We start from the raw sequence: 17207 nt of genomic DNA, 5'->3' as shown, positions 1-17207 counted from the left end.
CGCTGCCGGGGCAGCCGACCTGCTTCAGGCCGCTGGTCACTTAACGGGCGCCGCCGCGTGGTTCAGCCTGCGGCGGCGCGCTGGATCGTGGCGGCCTGAGTTGGACTCACCGGAACGCCTGGACCACGGACCAAACAACGACACGGAGCGTGGTGCGTGGATGAAGGCGAACGCATCACGCTCTAATTCGGCGGCACCAGCCCGTCCTTGCCGACGGTGACGCTGGCGGCGGTGACGGCACCATCCGCGGCACGGCTGCCGCTGAGGATGATCTGCGCGCCCGGCACCAGCATGGCGCGCTCCCCCGGGCCAAAGGTGACCACGGGCACATCCTCCGGCACCAGGATACGCTGCTCGCCGCCGGCATAGCGCACGGTTAGCACCATGTCCTGCCCGGTGCCGACGCTGCCCACCGTACCGTTGGTCATGCTGGCGACCGTGCCGTTGGTCATGGTGCTGCTACCGCCCAGGTCCCACGGGCGGTGGCCTTCGCCGACACCGCGCGCGGCGGGTGGAAAGATCGTCACCTGCAAAGCGCGCAGGGTGCCATCGGGTTGCGGCACGGCGGCGGAGCCGACATAGCTGTCCGCCTGGATGTCACTCAGCTTGGCAGCCATCATCTGGCTGACGCGCAGGTTTTCCGGCAGGCGGGCGGTCACCTTGGCGCCGTCCCGCGTCGTCATCTCCAGCGTGGCGGGGTCGATACTGTCCAGCACACCGCGCAGCCGCACGGGCTGGGTACCAGCGGGGGCCTGGGCCATCGCCAGCCCCGACGGCAAAGCAAGGCAGGCCGTCATGGCCAGAATCATCCGTCGCTGCATGGCGTATCTCCCATCGGCCATCCTTGGCCTTAGGGATAGATAAGCACGCGCCGCTGCCTGCCAGCAGCGGCGGCGCATGACAAAACCGTTGGTTTTTACATCATCGGTGCGTAGCGGGCGATTTCCGTGAAGATATCCCGCACGGCGTCCGACACCGTCTTGTTCAGCGACTCGTGGCGGGAGACGGCGTCGATGCGCGGCTGGGCCCGTTCCAGCTCCTCCGGCGCCAGCAGCATGGGGAACAGCCCCGCCGCCCGCGTCAGGCCGATCAGCAGGGAATCGCGTGCATCCGGCGGGCCGTCCTCGAAGATCACGCTCATCAGCCGCGCCTTCACCTCGCGCTCCTCCTTGTCGGAGATCACGGGGTAGCGGCGCTCAGAGAAGATCCAGAGGAAGCGGCCTTCCTCGGCCCGCAGGATGCCGCGCTGCACCAGCCGCTCGAAATAGGCGTTGCGGAAATCCTCGGCGTCGCGGACCAGGGTTTCCACCCACCAGCGGCTGTCCTGCGGCTCCGGCTCGGCGGTGATGCGGGCCAGCACGCCGTCCAGCACCGTGTCGCCGGTAGGGGCGGGGTTCTTCACCCGCAGGCGCGGCGGGTCGGCGTCGATCCGTTCCTCCAGCGCCAGCTCGGCCAGCATGGCGCCCACCAGGGCGTAATCGCCAGCCGGGGCGGCACGGTCGGTCAGCCGGCCCGTCTCGTCATCCAGCATCAACAGGAGGATTTCCTCCGGCATGGTCAACGGCATCGCGGCGCCCTCCTCTTGGCTCCATTGGCCAAGGCAACGCTGCGGCATCCGTTTCGGTTGCGGCGGCGGCGCAGATCGCAGGAGGCCGCCGGTCTCTGCTGGCCCGGCTGCGGCCCGTTTAGCCGGCGTCCTGGCGCGCGGCGGTGACGAAGGCGGCCAGCCCGTCCTCCACCACGCTGCGGGGCAGGTCCCGCAGGATGAACACCAGACGGGACTGCCGCGCTTCGCCCTCCGGCCAGCCGGAGAGCACGGTAGGGCTGTGCCAGACATGCTGCACGCCATGGATGGCCACCGGCTTGTCGTGCCCTTCCAGGTCCAGGATGCCCTTCACGCGCAGGACGGAGGCACCGCGGGTGGCGGTCAGCATTTCCAGCCACGTCGCCAGGCCTTGCCACGGCAGGGGGCGGTCGAAGGTCAGGCAGAAGGCGTGGATGCTGGCATCGTGCCGGTTGGCGTCATGCCGGCCGGCCTCGTGGTGGTGATGGCTATGGCCATGATGCGCGTGGCCGTGCCGGTGCGTATGGCCTTGATGGTGCGCATGCGCGTCCCAGGCCGCCGGGGCCAGCCAGCCGCGCACGGCCTCGCCCCGCTCGGCGGGGTCGAAGCGCGCCTCACCCAGGAAGGCCTCGACCGGGGCGGCGCCCTGCGGCGCCAGGGCCGGCACGGCACCGGGGTTCTGCGTCCGCAGCCGCTCCTGCAGCGCCGCCAGGGCCGCCGCATCGACCAGGTCCGGCTTGCTCACCAGCAGGCGGTCGGCCACCGCCACCTGCCGCACCGCTTCCGGCTGGCTGTCCAGCGTCGCCATGGCGTTGGCGGCGTCCACCAGCGTCACCACCCCGGCCAGGACGAAGTGGCGCTGGATGGCCGGGTCGGCCAGCAGGGTCTGCAGGATGGGCACGGGGTCGGCCAGGCCGGTCGTCTCCAGCACCACGCGGCGCACCACCTGGCCGGCTTCCACCCGCTCCGCCAGCCGCAGCAGCGCGGCGGAGAGGTCGCCACGGATGGTGCAGCACAGGCAGCCGGCCTGCAGCAGGATGGCGTCCTCCTCCAGCGTCTCGACCAGCAGGTGGTCCAGGCCGATCTCGCCGAACTCGTTGATCATCACCGCCGTGGCCGCCATCTCCGGCTGTCGCAGCAGGTGGTTCAGCAGCGTGGTCTTGCCGGCGCCCAGGAAGCCCGTCAGCACCGTGACAGGAATGGGCGCGGCGACCGGCTGGGCCGGCGGCTCAGTGGCCATGGGCGTGGCCGTACAGGGCTTCCGGCTCCACCTCCGGCGCCGTGATGGGCACCAGCTGGTCCTCCCGCAGGGCCTGGAAGAAGCAGCTGCGGCGGCCGGTGTGGCAGGCCACGCCTTTCTGCTCCACCACGGCCAGGACGGTGTCCCCATCGCAATCCAGGCGCAGGTCCACCAGATGTTGCACCTGGCCGGATGTCTCGCCCTTCCGCCACAGCGCGTTGCGGCTGCGGCTGAAATAGACGACACGTCCGGTGGCTAGGGTTTCCTCCAGCGCTTCGGCATTGGCCCAGGCCATCATCAGCACCTCGCCACTGCCCTGCGCCTGGGCGATGACGGGCACCAGCCCATCGCGGTTGAAGCGGATGGCGGCCAGGAACTGGGCGCGGGCCTCCGGCGAGGGGGCGGGGCTGCTGGGGGCCGTCGTCATGGCGGAATCCTCGGAACGATGTGTGTTACAGTATAACGATGCGGGCGGGCAGGAGAATGGCGATGGCGGCAGGTCAGGGCAGCGCGAGTGGAACGGATGGCCAGGATACGCCGGCACCGGATGTCGCGCACGCCCTGGCGGCGGCCGATGCCCGCTGCGCCCGCGCCGGCGCCCAGCTGACGGAGCTGCGGCGGCAGGTGCTCGGCCTGGTGCTGGAATCGGACCAGCCGCTGGGCGCCTATGCGCTGCTTGACAAGCTGAAGGCCCTGCGCCCCGGTGCCGCGCCGCCCACCGTGTACCGCGCGCTGGACTTCCTGCTGGAGCAGGGGCTGATCCATAAGGTGGAGCGGCTGAATGCCTTCGTCGGCTGCGTCGAGGCCGGGCACGACCACGCCCATGGCCACGACCACCACCACCCGCACCAGTTCCTGATCTGCCGCGATTGCGGCACCACCGTCGAGATCAGCGACCACGCCGTGGCGCATGCCCTTGAAGCGGCGGCGCAGCGGGTGGGCTTCACCGCCATCCAGGCGACCGTCGAGATCGAGGGCCGCTGCGCCACCTGCTCCGCCGCCGCCTGAGGCACGCTTGCCGCGCGCAAGGTGAAGGGCACCACTCCACCGCAGGGGATGCGATCCCCGGCGCCGCGATCGTCTGGACCTTCATCCTCAACTGACGCGCCCGCCCGCTGAGTTTCCCATAGCCAGATGTTCTTCGCCCCCCGCGCCCATGAATGGGTTTCCAAAGGCCTCGGGCCTTTGGCACGGGGATCGAGAGGAGCAGCGCCCCTCTCGATCCGCTCCACCCGATTTAGGGGGACGCCACAATCCCCGCCCGCTGCCATGATCGCCCGCGATGGATGGAGTGCGTGGGATGTCGGGTCAGGCGGGTAACGGGGCAGCGGCTCGGGGTGGCTTGTTGCCGGGGCTGGCCTGGGGGCTGGGCGGCGTGGTGGTCTGGTCCGGCTCCTTCGTGCTGACGCGGCTGGGCGTGAAGTCCACGCTGACGGCCTACGACATCATCGCCCTGCGCTACGGCGTCGGTGCCATCCTGCTGCTGCCCGTCCTGCTGAAACATGGCCTGGCGCTGGACCGGCTGGGCTGGCGCGGCTTGCTGATGCTGGTGGCCGGCGGCGGCGCACCCTATGCGCTGGTCTCCGCCATCGGCATGACCTATGCGCCCGCGTCCCAGGCCGGGGCGCTGATCCCGGGCATGATGACGGTGATGGTCGCCATCCTCGGCGTGCTGCTGTGGCGGGACCGGCCGCCCGGCCAGGCCTGGTGGGGTGCCGGCGCTATCCTGGTGGGCAGCCTGATGATCGGGTGGTGGTCCTCCCAGCCCGGGCAGGGGCCTGGGCATGTGGCCTTCGTCTTCGCCGCGCTGCTCTGGGCCGGGTATGTGCTGATCCTGCGCCGGGCACGCCTGCCGGCGCTGCACGCGGCGTCGCTCTCCGCCATCCTCTCGGCGGCGGCGTATCTGCCGGTGTACCTGCTGTTCCTGCCGAACCACCTGACCACGGCGCCGCTGGCGGATATCGCGCTCCAGGCCGGGTACCAGGGCGTGCTGACCACCGTATTCGGCCTGCTGGCCTTCAACCGCGCGGTAGCGCTGCTGGGTGCGGCGGCGGGGGCCTCGCTCTCGGCCCTGATCCCGGTCATCACCATGGCGCTGGCGGCGCTGCTGCTGGCGGAAATCCCCCAGCCGCACGACGTCGCCGCCGCGTTCCTGATCGCGCTGGGCGTGGTGCTGCTGACCGCCAGCCGGCCCAAGGCACCGAGAGCCTGACTGGCCGCCGGCCGCATGACCCGGCGGCGTGCATCAGGCGCAGGCGCGGATCGACATTTTGGCTCGGGGTAGGAAGGCCGGGGAAGGAATGCCCCGGATCCCATCTTTTGTTTGCGAGTCTTTGGGGCGTGGCTGTGGAAGCGTCAGCCTCAAGCCTTGGCCGGGGCGGCGGCGAAGATCTGTGGCCTCCAATGACCACGCGCAGGGCTATGGCTTTTGATATTCATCAAGGTCGCGCCTGCCAGCCCTGAAGCCCCACACCAAACTCGCAGAAAAAGATGGGGTTTCAGGGGAATTCCTTCCCCTGACCTTCCTCACCTTTGTTGAACGTGGACTGGCCCTAGAGCAGCGACGCGACCGTATCCGCCGGCCGGCACAGCCTTGTTCCGCGTGGGGTGATGACGATGGGTCGGTTCACCAGCACCGGCCGTGCCACCATCGCATCCAGGATGGCGTCGTCCGATGCATCCGCCGGCAGGTCGGGCGCTTCCTTGGCACGCAGGATATCGCGTGGGGTGGCGCCCATCGCCGCCAGCAGGCGCTGCAACTGCGGGCGGGTCCAGCCGGCCTTGAGGTATTCCACCACCAGCGGCTCATGCCCGGCCTCGCGTAGCGCGGCGAGCACCGTGCGGGACGTGCCGCAGGCAGGGTTGTGATAGATGGTGATGCTGTCTGCCATGATCGGTTCCCCCGGCGATGAACGCCGATGATCCGGGATACCGCGGCGGAATGCCAGGGCAGGGGCGTCGAATGGAGCACCTGCTCCCCAAGCCCGTTCTCCCACGGCGGCGAGCCGTGGTGGCGGTAGGGCAAACGGGCCGGGGGATGTCTCCCCCGGCCTGTTCCGGCGTCAGGTCTGATGGCGGCGCTGCTGCGTCCGCAGGCGGAACAACAGCAGGGAGCGGCCGGTCACCGTATAGGTCTCACCGATCGGGAAGGCGGGCTCCTCGTCCTCATCCTCGCCGGTGACGTTGGTGTCCAGCAGCCGCACCCAGGCACGGCCGTCCTGGCTGGCCGGCAGGGTGAAGTCCACCGCCTCGTGGTGCGCGTTCAGGATCAGCAGCAGCGTCTCGTCATGCGCGGCCACCTTGATGCCGCTCTCCTGCGCGCGGCCATCCAGCATGCGGGCGAAGCACTTCGTGTTCGGGTCGTTCCAGTCGTCCGGCTCCATCTCCTCGCCGGAGGGCTTGTACCAGGCCAGGGCCTTGCTGCCGCTGGCCTCGTGGAAGTCGCCGTTCAGGAAGCGGCCGCGGCGCAGGACGGGGAAGCGGTTGCGCAACTGCGCCAGGCGCTGGGTGAAGGCGACGAGGTGATCCCCCTTTTCCCCCCAGTCCCAGTCCAGCCAGGAGATCTCGTTATCCTGGCAATAGGCGTTGTTGTTGCCCTGCTGGGTGCGGCCGAACTCGTCGCCTGCCAGCAGCAGCGGCGTGCCCTGGCTCAGATACAGCGTGCCCAGCATGTTGCGGATCTGCCGCTCACGCGTCGCGTTGATCTCCGCGTCGTCCGTTGGCCCCTCGACGCCATAGTTGTGCGAGATGTTGTGCGAGTGGCCGTCGCGGTTCTCCTCGCCATTCGCCTCGTTGTGCTTCTCGTTGTAGGTGACGAGGTCGTTGACGGTGAAGCCGTCATGCGCCGCCAGGAAGTTCACGCTGGCCCAGGGCTTGCGGCCATTATGGTCGAACAGGTCGCCGGAGCCGGAGAGGCGGTTGCCGAGGTCGGCGGCCTTGCCTTCCTCGCCCAGCCAGAAGCCGCGCACTGTATCGCGGTACTTGTCGTTCCACTCGGCCCAGCCGGGCGCGAAATTGCCGACCTGATAACCGCCGGGGCCAATGTCCCACGGCTCGGCGATCAGCTTCACATCGGCCAGCACCGGGTCCTGCATGCAGGCCTTGAGGAAGGCGGATTGCGTGTCGAAGCCACCCGGCTCACGCGCCAGGATGGTGCCGAGGTCGAAGCGGAAGCCATCGACATGCATCTCGTTGACCCAGTAGCGCAGGCTGTCCGCGACCATCTGCAGCACCCGGGGGTGGGAGAGGTTGACGGTGTTCCCGGTGCCGGTGTCGTTGATGTAGTAGCGCTTCTGGTCCGGCAGCAGGCGGTAGTAGCTGGCGTTGTCGATGCCCTTGAAGGACAGTGTGGCGCCGCGCTCGTTGCCCTCGGCCGTGTGGTTGTACACCACGTCCATGATGACCTCGAGGCCCGCGTCATGCAGCCTCGCCACCATCTCCTTGAACTCGGAGAAGGCGAAGTCCGGCGTGCGCGCGTAGCGACGGGCCGGGGAGAAGAAGCCGAGGGAGTTGTACCCCCAGTAGTTCACCAGCCCCTTGTTGATCAGGTAGTCGTCGTTCAGGAAAAAGTGGATCGGCAGCAGCTCGACCGAGGTCACGCCCAGCGACTTGATGTGCTTGATGACGTCGGGATGCGCCAGGCCGGCATAGGTGCCCTGGGCGTCCGGCGGCACCAGCGGGTGGCGCTTGGTGATGCCCTTGACGTGCGTCTCGTAGAACACCGTGCGCTCCCACGGGATGCGCGGGCGGCGGTCATTGCCCCAGGTGAAGGCGGGGTCCACCACGCGGCACTTCGGCATGTACTGGGCGCTGTCCCGCTCGTCGTAGGACAGGTCCTCGTCCTTATGACCGATCGTGTAGCCGAACAGCGAGGGGTCCCACTTCAGGTCGCCGACATGGCTGAGCGCGTAGGGGTCCAGCACCAGCTTGTTCGGGTTGAACCTGTGGCCTTCCTCCGGCGCGTAGGGGCCGTGGACGCGGTAGGCGTAGACGGTGCCGGGCCGCGCATCGGGCAGGAAGCCGTGGAACACCTCGTTGGTGTATTCCGGCAGCTCGATGCGTTCCAGCTCAGTCTCGCCCGAATGGTCGAACAGGCAGAGCTCGACCTTGGTGGCATTGGCCGAGAACAGGGCGAAATTGACGCCGAGCCCGGTCCAGGTGGCGCCCAGAGGGTTCGGGCGGCCTTGCGAGATACGCGATTGGTTGAACGAAGGTGGCACGGTGAACCCCTGGTTGGAGAGCGCCACGGTTAAGCGTGCCGCGCCTCGCGGAGTTGCGAGGCGCGGCGCGGATTTCAGCGCGGCAGCGTATCAAGCCCCGCCGCGATGTCGGCGATCAGGTCCGCCGTGTCCTCCAGCCCGATGTGGAAGCGCACGGTGGGGCCGCCCAGCCGGTCGGCGCTGGTGGCGGTGCGGCTGACATAGTTGGTGGTCGGCAGAGCCAGGCTCTCGAACCCGCCCCAGGAGGCGCCGATGCCGAACAGCTTCAGCCCGTCCACCACGGCGTCGATCTGCGCCGTGCTGTAGCGGGGCTGGAACACCACGCCGAACAGGCTGCACGCGCCGGTGAAGTCCCGCTTGAACAGGGCGTTCTGCGGGTGGCTGGGCAGGGCCGGGTGCAGCACCCTCAGCACTTCCGGCCGGCCCTCGAACCAGCGCGCGACCTCCAGCCCAGCCTGTTCCTGGTGCTTCAGCCGCACCGCCATGGTCCGCAGGCCGCGCAGCGCCAGCCAGCAATCGTCCGGGCTGGCATAGTGGCCCATGTAGCGGCCGGCGGCGGCAATGGCGTGGAAATCCTCGTCATTATTCACGGTAATGCTGCCCAGCAGCACGTCCGAATGCCCACCGACATACTTGGTCAGCGCCTGGATGGAGACGTCCACGCCATGCTGGAAGGGCTGGTAGTGGTGGATGCCCCAGGTGTTGTCCATCAGCACCTTGGCGCCGGCGGCGTGGGCCACTTCAGCCAGGGCATCGATGTCCTGCAGCTCGAAAGTGTGGCTGCCGGGGCTCTCGGTGTAGAGCACCTTTGTGTTGGGCCGCATCAGCGCCCGCAGCCCCTCGGCGTCGATGGTGGGGTCGTAGTAGGTGGTCTCGATGCCCCAGCCCGCCATCATGCCGTCCGCCAGCCGGCGCGTGGGACTGTAGACCGTGTCCGGGATCAGGCAGTGGTCGCCGGCCTTGAGGTAGGCCAGCAACGGCACGGCGCAGGCGGCCAGGCCGGTGCCGACGATCATGCAGCGTGTGCCGCCCTCCACCTCGGCGATGGCGTCCTCCAGCGCGAAATGCGTCGGGCCGCCGGCGGTGCCGTAGGTCAGCGCGTGCTTGTCGAACGACGCATCGTTGATGGTGCCGCGCGCCGCGCAGGACGGGTACAGCACGGTGGAGCCGCGATGCACGCCGTGATTGACGAAGCCATGGCTGCGGACCGAAGGCCGGCTGACATGGGTGACGCGGGTGGCGAAGCCCTGCCCGTCGGTGGCATGCGGCGGCTTGGAATGGTCGTCGGGCATCAGGCGCTCTTCTCTTTCTGCGTTTCGGGGCGAGAGGCCCATTCGGTCCAGGAGCCGTCATAGATGGCGGGTTCCGGCAGGCCGGCGCGTACCAGGCCCAGCGCCACCACGCAGGCGGTGACGCCGGTGCCGCAGGAGGCAATGAGCGGCTGCGAGCCGTCGATGCCGGCCTGGGCGAAGATGGCCCGCAGCGCATCCGGCGGCAGCATGGTCTGGTCCGGCGCCAGCAACTCGGTTGCCGGCACGTTGCAGGCGCCGGGCATGTGGCCGGAAGGCAGGCCGGGGCGCGGCTCGGCCGCCGTGCCATCGAAGCGGCCGCGGGCGCGGGCGTCGATGATGCGCGCCGAGCCATCGGCCACCACGCGCTTCACATCGCCGATGCCGGCCAGGCGGCGGGCGATGAAATCGGCCCAGAAGGTCTGGGGGGCAGGGGCGGGGGCGGGACCTGAGGCGGTGTCGCCGCCTTCCGCGCGCCATTTCGGCAGGCCGCCATCCAGCACCGCCACCCGCTCATGCCCGAACAGCCGCAGCAGCCACCAGCCGCGCGCGGCGGAGAACAACCCCTTCTGGTCGTAGAACACGATGCGGGCGTCGTTGGAGACGCCGAGCTGCCCCAGCAGCCGGGCGGCACGGCCCGGGGTGGGGGCCATGTGCGGCAGGTCCGTCTCCGGGTCCGCCACTTCGTTGATGTCGAAGAAGCGGGCGCCGGGGATATGCGCGGCGTCGAACAGCGCGCGGGCGTCCTTGCCCTCGGGCGGCAGGTAGTAGGTGGCGTCGAAGAGCACGAGGTCGGGCTTGCCCAACTCGCCCTTCAGCCAATCGGCGGATACCAGGTCCTGCATGGCGTTCAATCCTCCACCACCAGGTAGACCCGGCGGTTCTGCTTGCCCTTGTTCTCGAGCTTGGTGACGGTCACGGTGCCGATCTCGCCGGTAGCACGCACATGCGTGCCGCCGCAGGGCTGGAGATCGACGGGGGCTTCACCCTCGCCGATCCGCACCAGCCGCACCACCCCCGCACCGCGCGGCGGCTTGACCGAGAGGGTGCGGACCAGGCCCGGATTGGCGTCCAGCTCGGCCTCATCCACCCAGGAGGTGCTGACGGGATGGTTGGCGGCAACCAGGGCGCGCAGACCCTCGGTCAGCGCCTCCTTCGTCGGTGGCTCCGGCAGGTCGAAATCCAGGCGGGACTTCTCCAGCCCGATCTGCCCGCCGGTGACGCCGGCGCCGGGGATCAGGCTGCACAGCAGGTGCATGGCGGTGTGCATGCGCATCAGCCGGTGGCGGCGTGGCCAGTCCAGCAGCATCGTCACCGCTGCGCCCTCGGGCGGCAGGGTGGCGCCTTCCGCGGGCTTCAGCAGGATGGCGCCGGCCTCGCCTTTCACGGTATTGGCCACCGCCATCTCGCCGCCTGCCCAGCGCAGCGTGCCGGTATCACCGGGCTGGCCGCCGGACTGGGCGTAGAAGATGCTACGGTCCAGCCACACGCCCTCGGCCGTAGCGGAGAGCACCTTGGCCTCGGCTTCGCGGGCATAGGCGTCGGCGTGGAACAGGGTCTCGATGGTCATGCGGTCCATTCCTGCCGCAGCCGCGCGCTGTGCACCTGCAGCCACAACAGGCTGAGCGCCGCGCTGGCGTTGCGGATCTCGTTGCGCGCCAGCATCGCGAAGGCCTCATCGGCATCGACGATGGTCACGCGGGTTTCCTCGTGCTCGCTCTCCAGCCCCAGCGTGCCGGCCTGGCCGGGCTCGGGCAGGTGGACGCGGGCGGCGTAGAAATTCAGCTTCTCGTCGCAGCCGCCCTGCAGCAGCATGAACTGGCCGATGGATTCCAGCTTGTCCGGCGTCAGCCCGGCTTCCTCCTGCACCTCACGCGCCGCGCATTCCTCCGGGTCCTCGCCTTCCTCCAGCAGGCCGGCGGGGCATTCGCGGGAGATCGGGTCCTCGCCGGCGGCCAGGCACGGCAGGCGGAATTGCTCGATCAGGGCGATGCGGTGCGTCCAGGGGTCGTAGGGCAGGATCACCACGGCGCGGCCGCGCCGCCACATCTCCCAGGTCAGCAGGCCGGAAAGGCTGCCATCGAAGCGGCGGTAGCGGAAACGCACGCGTTGCAGCGGGAAGCGGCCATCCCAGACCACCTCGTCGCTCTCCGGCACATACAGCGGATGCTCCGGCACCACCGGGGCCTTGGCGGGCCTCGCCATCATGCGCGCGGGCCTTCAGGGGCGTGGCGGACGGTTGCGCGCCTCGCGGTGTGATGCCAAGCCTTGCTGCGGAACGTCCAGATCATGCAACAAACCATCCTTTCCGATTCTGCCCGCCCCTCTGCCGAGGCGCAGGCCGCCGAGACCCGCCGCATCAGGGCCGCGCGCCAGAAAGCCATTCTGTGCGTTCTGGGCGCCGCCGCAACCTTCGCCCTCGCCGCGGCTGCCGTGAAGGCGCTGCGGGGCGAGGTGCCGGTGATGCAGGTCATCCTGTTCCGCAACCTGCTGGCCATCCCGGTGCTGCTGGCGCTGGCGGTGCTGGCGGCCCGGAAGGCGGGGCGCAATGCCTCCCTCGCCGCGCTGCTGACGACGCGCCAGCCCTTTGCCCATGCGCAGCGGGTACTGTGGGGGCTGCTGGGCATGTTCGGCAGCTTCTACGGCTATGTGCACCTGCCGCTGGCGACCGTCACGGCACTCAGCTTCACCATGCCGTTCTTCCTGGCCGGCCTGTCCGTGCTGATGCTGGGGGAGACGCTGCAGCGCGGGCGCATGCTGGCGATGCTCGCCGGGTTCGGCGGCGTCCTGGTGATGCTGCGCCCGTGGGAAGGGCTGGAGCAGACCGGCCTGCCGCTGGTGCCGGTGCTGGTGGTGCTGGCCGGCGCGCTGGGCTGGGCGCTGGCGATGATCACCATCCGCCGCATGGGCGAGAACGGCGAGTCGGGCGCCACCATCGTGCTGTGGTTCGCGTTGGGCGGCACCGTCGTTGGCGCCGTCGCCGCACTGCCGGGCTGGGCCTGGCCGGATGGGCGGCAATGGGCGCTGCTGGTGGCGGTCGGCGTGATCTCGGCCTTTGCGCAGTTGCTGATGACGGCGGCCTATCGCAGTGGCGACACCACGCTGATCGCCCCGTTCGAGTATTCCGGCATCCTGTGGACCACCGCCCTCGGCGCGCTGGTGTGGGAGGAGTGGCCGGATGCATGGAGCGTGGCCGGCATCGCCATCCTGGTGACCGGGGGGCTGGCCATGTGGTGGAGCAACACGCGCGGCAACGCCCGCGGCGGCTAGGGCGGTCCGATATTCGGTCGCTGAGGCGGGCATGGAAGGTCAGGGGAAGGAATTCCCCTGAAACCCCATCTTTTTTCCGAGAGTTTGGCGTCAGGCTTCAGGACTGAGGCGGGGTCCACGAAGAATATAAAGGGCCGCCTGAACTGAACCCTCAGCTGCCGGAGGTCATGGACCCCTGACATGCGCCCAGGTTGGCTTCAAAAGGCTGACGCATCGGCAGTCACGCCCGAAAGACTCACAGAAGAAAGATGGGGGCCGGGGAATTCTTTCCCCGGCCTTCCTATTCGAAGCCGAATGTCGATCACTCCGAGGAAACGTCGCCGGGGCGCGGCCAGACAGCAGCCGCCATCTCGCAGGTACGAATGGATTGCTGCCGCCACCGCATCGGCCAAACTGGCCGATCCATCACCTCCGCAGAGCCGGGGGTGCTGGACCCAACCAGCTACCCGGTCAGCCCTGGCGGTAGCGCGTCGCCACGTCGCGGCGTGACAGATACGGGCCCATGGCGGTGCGCGCTGCCTCGTAGGCCTGCCACTGGCCTTCATCTTCCAGCGGCGGGATGGTCACCACCTCGCCCCGCTCGAAGCCCAGCAGGGCGGCTTCGACCAGATCATCGGCCTCCATGACGATCCCGTCCGGGAAGGCATCCACGTCCTTGCCGGACCGCTCCCAGATCTCGGTGCGGGTGGCGCCGGGCAGCACGACCTGTGCATGCACGCCGGTGCCCTTCAGCCCGGCGGCCAGGGAAAGCGTTAGGTTCAGGATGTAGGATTTGGAACCGCTGTAGATGCCCTCGAACTGCTCCGGCGCCATCGCCACGACCGAGGAAATGTTGATCAACCCGCCCTTGCCGCGCGCCACGAAGGCCTTGCCGGCCGCGCTGGCCAGCAGCGTCGGCGCCGTGATGTTCAGCGCGATCACCCGCTCGATCGCCGCCGGCTTGCTATCCAGTAGCCCGCCATCCAGCGCCATGCCGGCGTTGTTGACCAGCAGGGTGATGGCGGCGTCCTCCGCCAGGCGCTGGGCCACCTGCGCCAGCGCGGCGGGGTCGGTCAGGTCAGCAGGCAGGATGTCGATGGTGCGGCCGGTCTCGGCCCGCAGGGTGGCGGCCAGGGCCTCCATCCGCGCCTGGTCCCGCGCCACCAGGGTCAGGTCATAGCCGCGCTGTGCCAGCTTACGGGCATAGACGGCGCCGAGGCCGGTGGAGGCGCCGGTGATCAGGGCGGTGCCCAGGCCGGAAGCGGGGGTGGTCGAACTCATGGGAATCTCCGTTGGCCACGGGGTGGGCCAAGTCACTTGCAATACGATAGTAAGTTGCTATCTTTTTGCAATGGACACTGACGCACTTTCTCATGGGCCCTGCCCGGTGGCCCGCGGCCTCGCCCGGGCCGGCGATGGCTGGAGCTGGCTGATCCTGCGCGATGCCGGGCTGGGCGTGGCGCGCTTCGACGAGTTCCGCACGCGGCTGGGCATCGCCCCCAACATCCTGACGAGCCGGTTGAAGGCGCTGACGGCGCATGGGCTGCTGGAAAAGCGCCGCTACAGCGAACGGCCGCCCCGCCACGAGTATGTGCTGACCGAGGCGGGGCGGGACTTCCTGCCGGTGCTGCAGGTGCTCGGCGCCTGGGGCGCACGCCATTGCGGCGGCGGCACGCTCAACCGGCTGGTCGATGCCGAGACCGGCCACACTGTGCGAGCCGTGGTGGTCGACCAGACCAACGGCGCCCCCCTCGGCACCCGCAGGCTGCGGATGGTGACGGCGGAGGAGGCGCTGGCGGAAGCCTGAGCCTCAGGCGGCCACCGCATCCGGCAGCCGCGCCAGCCGCGGCACGGGGGAGGCGGCGATCAGCAGGAACTGCACCAGGAAGCAACCCGCCGCGACCGCCAAGCTGGCTTCCACCCCCAGCCGTGCCGCGACCAGCGCGCCGATCGCGGCCCCCAACGGCCGGGCACCGAAGGTGGCCGTCATCACCACCGCGGAGACCCGGCCGAGCACCGCCTGTGGCGTCACCGCCTGCCGCAGCGTCGTGGTGGCAATGGTCCAGAGGATCGGCCCCACGCCGAACAGGAAGAAGGACAGCCCCGCCAGCGCCGGCAGCCTCACCCAAGCGCTCAGCAGCATCAGCAGGGCCCCCGCCAGCCCGCAGGCCGGCCCGACCACCACCAGCGTGCCAAAGCCGATCCGCGCCGCCAGGCGTGGTGCTACCCAGGCCCCCATCACCATGCCGCCGCCATAGATGGCCAGCGTGACGCCGACGCCCCAGGCCGTCAGCCCCAGATGCTGCACGGCATACGCCACATACACGGCCTGCAGCACGAACCAGCCGGTGTTGAAGAACACCGCTGTCAGGAGCACCGGCCGCAGCAACGGGTGCGTGCCGACGAAGCGCGCGCCTTCCCGCAATTCATCCAGCGGGTGGCGGCGGGGCCGAGCGGGGGCCTGGCTTTCCGGCAGCCTGGCCAGCGTCAGGGCCGCCAGCAGGGACAGCGCCGTGGCCAGCACATAGGCGGCGGAAGCGCCGGTCCATCCCACCAGCGCACCACCCAAAGCCGGGCCCGCCGCGAAGGCAATGCTGCGCGCCAGTTCCAGCCAGCGATTGGCCGTGGCCAGCTGGTCCCGCCGCACCAGTGACGGCACCAGCGCCGGCGCCGCCACGCTGTAGGCCACCGTGCCGATGGCACCCACAAACCCCAGCGCGGCCAGCAACGGCAGGTTCAACGCACCGCCCACCAGCAGCGCCAGGACCACCAGCAGCGACGCCGCGCGCAGGAACTCCGCCCCCGCCATCAGCCAGCGGCGGGACATCCGGTCCGCCAGCACGCCGATGGGCAGGGACAGCAGCAGGAACGGCAAGGTCTGTGCCGTTTGCAGCAAGCCGGCCTCCGCCGCCCCGGCCCCCAGCAGCAACACCGCCACCAGCGGCGCCGCCGCCAGCGCCACCTGCTCGGACAACTGCGCCGCCAGGTTGGACCAGCTCAGCCGGCGAAAGGCAGCGGGAAGGGCGGTGTCGGCGGACATGGGGCGAAGACCTTTGGATGCGGTCTGGCCAGGGTGGCGGAGCAGCCGGATGCTGGAACTCCGCTTCTTGCTGTCAAATCAGGATTGCTTCTTGGGGCGAAGGCCGGGGAAGGGATTCCCCGGACCCCTTCTTCTCCTTTCTCGAGTTTTTTTGGGCGTGGCTGTCGAAGGGAGCGCACCTGAGAAACGGCTGAATGCGCCAGAGATCCTGGACCTCCTGCGACTGAGATTTCAGCCCGCGTGGCCCATTAGAATCATCAAGCCGCGTCCGCTTTCAGTCCGACAGCGCCACGCCAAACGCGCAGAAAAAAGAAGGGGTCCGGGGAATTCCTTCCCCGGCCTTCTCCTCTAACGCCACAAACCCATCAGGGCGCCGGCGCGCGCGGGTCCTGGCCGTCGAAGCGCTTGGCGAACCAGTAGCGCCGTTGGCCGTGCGGCCTTCCTTCCAGTCCGCCCAAGGCGACGTATCCGTGCCGCTGGTAGAAGGCAGGCGCCTGGAAGCTGCTGGTGTTGAGATGCGCGCCGACCGCGCCGTGCTGTCGGGCCGTTTCTTCCGCCTGGGCCAGCATGCGGCTGCCGATGCCCTGGCCGCGCAGGCTGTCATCCAGCCAGAATGCCTCGACATAGAGCCAATCCAGCACCACTTCGCCGACCAGCCCACCCAGGATGCGGCCGGAGGGGTCCCGGTGCACCAGGCAGAGCGGCTGGCTGGTGGCATTGAAGCCCAGCGCGGCGGCCCGGTGGGCGCGCAGGCCTTCGCTGATGGCCTTGGCTTCGGGCCCGTGACGGTCCTCGATGAGTTCGAAGGTCGTTGTATCGTTCATGCGGCTCCCAGCGCCTTGCCGGTTTTCAGGGCGGCGACGGCCTCGGCCACCGCGCGGGCTTCGTCGGCGGCGGCGCTGCGGGGCGCGCTTTCTACCACGCCCAGCCCCTTGGCGAAGGCGGTGGCAAAGGCGGTGCGGTTGCCGAAGCCGGGTTCCAGCAAAGGCAGTTCCCGCCGCAGCAATTCGCGCGCGATGTCTTCCCGCAGCTTGCCGGCGGCGGGCACGCGGTTCAGCACCAGCATGGCGCGCCGCCGTTCCTCCGCCACCAGGGCCAGGGTGCCTTCCATGGCCCAGACATCGGCGGGGGAGGGTTGCAGCGGCACCAGCACCAGGTCGGCGCCGCGGATGGCAATGCGCGCATCGGTATCGGCATGCGGCGGCGTATCCAGCACCACGACGTCATGCGCCTTGGCCATGCGCTCGATCATCGCCGGCAGCCGCCAGCCGGAGGGTGCCTCGAAGGTCAGCGCTGCGGCGCGGGTGCCGGCGGCCATGCGTTCCTGCTGCCAGCGGGCCAGGGTCTGCTGCGGGTCGGTATCCAGCAGGGCGACGCGCAGGCCCTGCGCGGCGTAGGTGGTGGCCAGTGTCGCGGCGACGGTGGACTTGCCGGCGCCGCCCTTGCGTTGTGCCACTGCTACCACGAAGGCCATTGGTTCGGTTTCCCCAGGGCATGAACACCGGTGGCGGAAGTGCCAGCCAGCAGGAACCACGCGCGCCGTCCCGACGCCTCGTGCCGACGCGGGGTACCGCGTTGCACGGTGCGCATGATCGCGCGGGTGGCC

18 protein-coding genes are annotated in these 17207 nt (G+C 69.5%); 4 read left to right on the top strand and 14 right to left on the bottom strand.

Going from position 1 to position 17207, the window contains the following annotated elements; all coding sequences use genetic code 11:
- Window positions 1–182 precede the first annotated feature (182 nt).
- The 4 genes from IBL26_RS17305 to hisI all read right to left on the bottom strand — a co-directional run bounded on the left by IBL26_RS17305 (window position 183) and on the right by hisI (window position 3231).
- Window positions 183–821 (bottom strand): hypothetical protein, encoded by a 639-nt coding sequence (locus tag IBL26_RS17305; protein WP_187785763.1) that lies wholly within the window; start codon window positions 819–821, stop codon window positions 183–185.
- A 95-nt stretch (window positions 822–916) separates the two neighbouring features.
- Window positions 917–1567 carry a GOLPH3/VPS74 family protein gene (locus IBL26_RS17300; protein WP_187785762.1) on the bottom strand — a complete coding sequence of 217 codons (651 nt, stop codon included), beginning with the start codon at window positions 1565–1567 and terminating at the stop codon, window positions 917–919.
- A 118-nt stretch (window positions 1568–1685) separates the two neighbouring features.
- Window positions 1686–2804: a CobW family GTP-binding protein gene (locus tag IBL26_RS17295; protein WP_187785761.1), complete on the bottom strand. Its 1119-nt coding sequence runs from the start codon at window positions 2802–2804 to the stop codon at window positions 1686–1688.
- Entirely contained in the window at window positions 2794–3231 is a 438-nt protein-coding gene (gene hisI, locus IBL26_RS17290; protein WP_187785760.1) for a phosphoribosyl-AMP cyclohydrolase, read from the bottom strand. Before hisI ends, IBL26_RS17295 begins: the two co-directional genes overlap by 11 nt.
- A gap of 56 nt (window positions 3232–3287) precedes the next feature.
- Between hisI and IBL26_RS17285 the strand changes: the two genes are divergently transcribed.
- Window positions 3288–3812, top strand: coding sequence for a Fur family transcriptional regulator (locus IBL26_RS17285; protein ID WP_187785759.1), 525 nt, complete (start codon window positions 3288–3290; stop codon window positions 3810–3812).
- Between the two features lie 292 nt (window positions 3813–4104).
- Window positions 4105–5016, top strand: a complete 912-nt coding sequence (locus tag IBL26_RS17280) for a DMT family transporter (protein ID WP_187785758.1) — start codon at window positions 4105–4107, stop codon at window positions 5014–5016.
- Window positions 5017–5356: 340 nt separating this feature from the next.
- Here IBL26_RS17280 and IBL26_RS17275 read toward each other — a convergent pair whose 3' ends face one another.
- The 6 genes from IBL26_RS17275 to IBL26_RS17250 all read right to left on the bottom strand — a co-directional run bounded on the left by IBL26_RS17275 (window position 5357) and on the right by IBL26_RS17250 (window position 11520).
- Window positions 5357–5695 carry an arsenate reductase family protein gene (locus IBL26_RS17275; protein ID WP_187785757.1) on the bottom strand — a complete coding sequence of 113 codons (339 nt, stop codon included), beginning with the start codon at window positions 5693–5695 and terminating at the stop codon, window positions 5357–5359.
- Between the two features lie 171 nt (window positions 5696–5866).
- Window positions 5867–8050, bottom strand: coding sequence for a glycogen debranching protein GlgX (glgX, locus tag IBL26_RS17270; protein ID WP_187785756.1), 2184 nt, complete (start codon window positions 8048–8050; stop codon window positions 5867–5869).
- Between the two features lie 47 nt (window positions 8051–8097).
- A complete protein-coding gene (metC, locus tag IBL26_RS17265) occupies window positions 8098–9315 on the bottom strand; it encodes a cystathionine beta-lyase (RefSeq protein WP_187785755.1) in 1218 nt (405 codons plus the stop codon).
- Window positions 9315–10157 (bottom strand): sulfurtransferase, encoded by an 843-nt coding sequence (locus IBL26_RS17260; protein WP_187785754.1) that lies wholly within the window; start codon window positions 10155–10157, stop codon window positions 9315–9317. Before IBL26_RS17260 ends, metC begins: the two co-directional genes overlap by 1 nt.
- A 5-nt stretch (window positions 10158–10162) precedes the next feature.
- On the bottom strand, window positions 10163–10882 hold the full coding sequence (locus IBL26_RS17255; RefSeq protein ID WP_187785753.1) for an alanyl-tRNA editing protein: 720 nt from the start codon (window positions 10880–10882) through the stop codon (window positions 10163–10165).
- Window positions 10879–11520 carry an NUDIX domain-containing protein gene (locus IBL26_RS17250; protein ID WP_187785752.1) on the bottom strand — a complete coding sequence of 214 codons (642 nt, stop codon included), beginning with the start codon at window positions 11518–11520 and terminating at the stop codon, window positions 10879–10881. The genes IBL26_RS17255 and IBL26_RS17250 overlap by 4 nt, the downstream gene beginning before the upstream one ends.
- Window positions 11521–11601: 81 nt before the next feature.
- On the opposite strand from IBL26_RS17250, the gene IBL26_RS17245 reads away from it, so the two are divergent.
- The gene (locus IBL26_RS17245; RefSeq protein WP_187785751.1) at window positions 11602–12582 is read left to right on the top strand and encodes a DMT family transporter; all 981 of its coding nucleotides are present in this window, start codon (window positions 11602–11604) and stop codon (window positions 12580–12582) included.
- Window positions 12583–13032: 450 nt separating this feature from the next.
- On the opposite strand, the gene IBL26_RS17240 is transcribed toward IBL26_RS17245, so the two are convergent.
- Window positions 13033–13842 carry an SDR family NAD(P)-dependent oxidoreductase gene (locus IBL26_RS17240; RefSeq protein ID WP_187785750.1) on the bottom strand — a complete coding sequence of 270 codons (810 nt, stop codon included), beginning with the start codon at window positions 13840–13842 and terminating at the stop codon, window positions 13033–13035.
- 106 nt (window positions 13843–13948) lie between these two features.
- Here IBL26_RS17240 and IBL26_RS17235 point away from each other — a divergent pair, with 106 nt between their 5' ends.
- Window positions 13949–14368 carry a winged helix-turn-helix transcriptional regulator gene (locus tag IBL26_RS17235; RefSeq protein WP_206684251.1) on the top strand — a complete coding sequence of 140 codons (420 nt, stop codon included), beginning with the start codon at window positions 13949–13951 and terminating at the stop codon, window positions 14366–14368.
- Between the two features lie 3 nt (window positions 14369–14371).
- Here IBL26_RS17235 and IBL26_RS17230 read toward each other — a convergent pair whose 3' ends face one another.
- The 3 genes from IBL26_RS17230 to parA form a co-directional block, all read right to left on the bottom strand.
- Window positions 14372–15601, bottom strand: coding sequence for an MFS transporter (locus tag IBL26_RS17230; protein WP_187785748.1), 1230 nt, complete (start codon window positions 15599–15601; stop codon window positions 14372–14374).
- A 365-nt stretch (window positions 15602–15966) separates the two neighbouring features.
- Window positions 15967–16425 carry a GNAT family N-acetyltransferase gene (locus IBL26_RS17225; RefSeq protein ID WP_187785747.1) on the bottom strand — a complete coding sequence of 153 codons (459 nt, stop codon included), beginning with the start codon at window positions 16423–16425 and terminating at the stop codon, window positions 15967–15969.
- Window positions 16422–17075 carry a ParA family partition ATPase gene (gene parA / locus IBL26_RS17220; protein WP_187785746.1) on the bottom strand — a complete coding sequence of 218 codons (654 nt, stop codon included), beginning with the start codon at window positions 17073–17075 and terminating at the stop codon, window positions 16422–16424. Before parA ends, IBL26_RS17225 begins: the two co-directional genes overlap by 4 nt.
- Between the last annotated feature and the right edge of the window lie 132 nt (window positions 17076–17207).

The organism is Teichococcus aerophilus, assembly GCF_014490485.1.
Taxonomy (GTDB): domain Bacteria; phylum Pseudomonadota; class Alphaproteobacteria; order Acetobacterales; family Acetobacteraceae; genus Pseudoroseomonas; species Pseudoroseomonas aerophila.
This window is presented reverse-complemented; position numbering and strand designations above follow the sequence as displayed.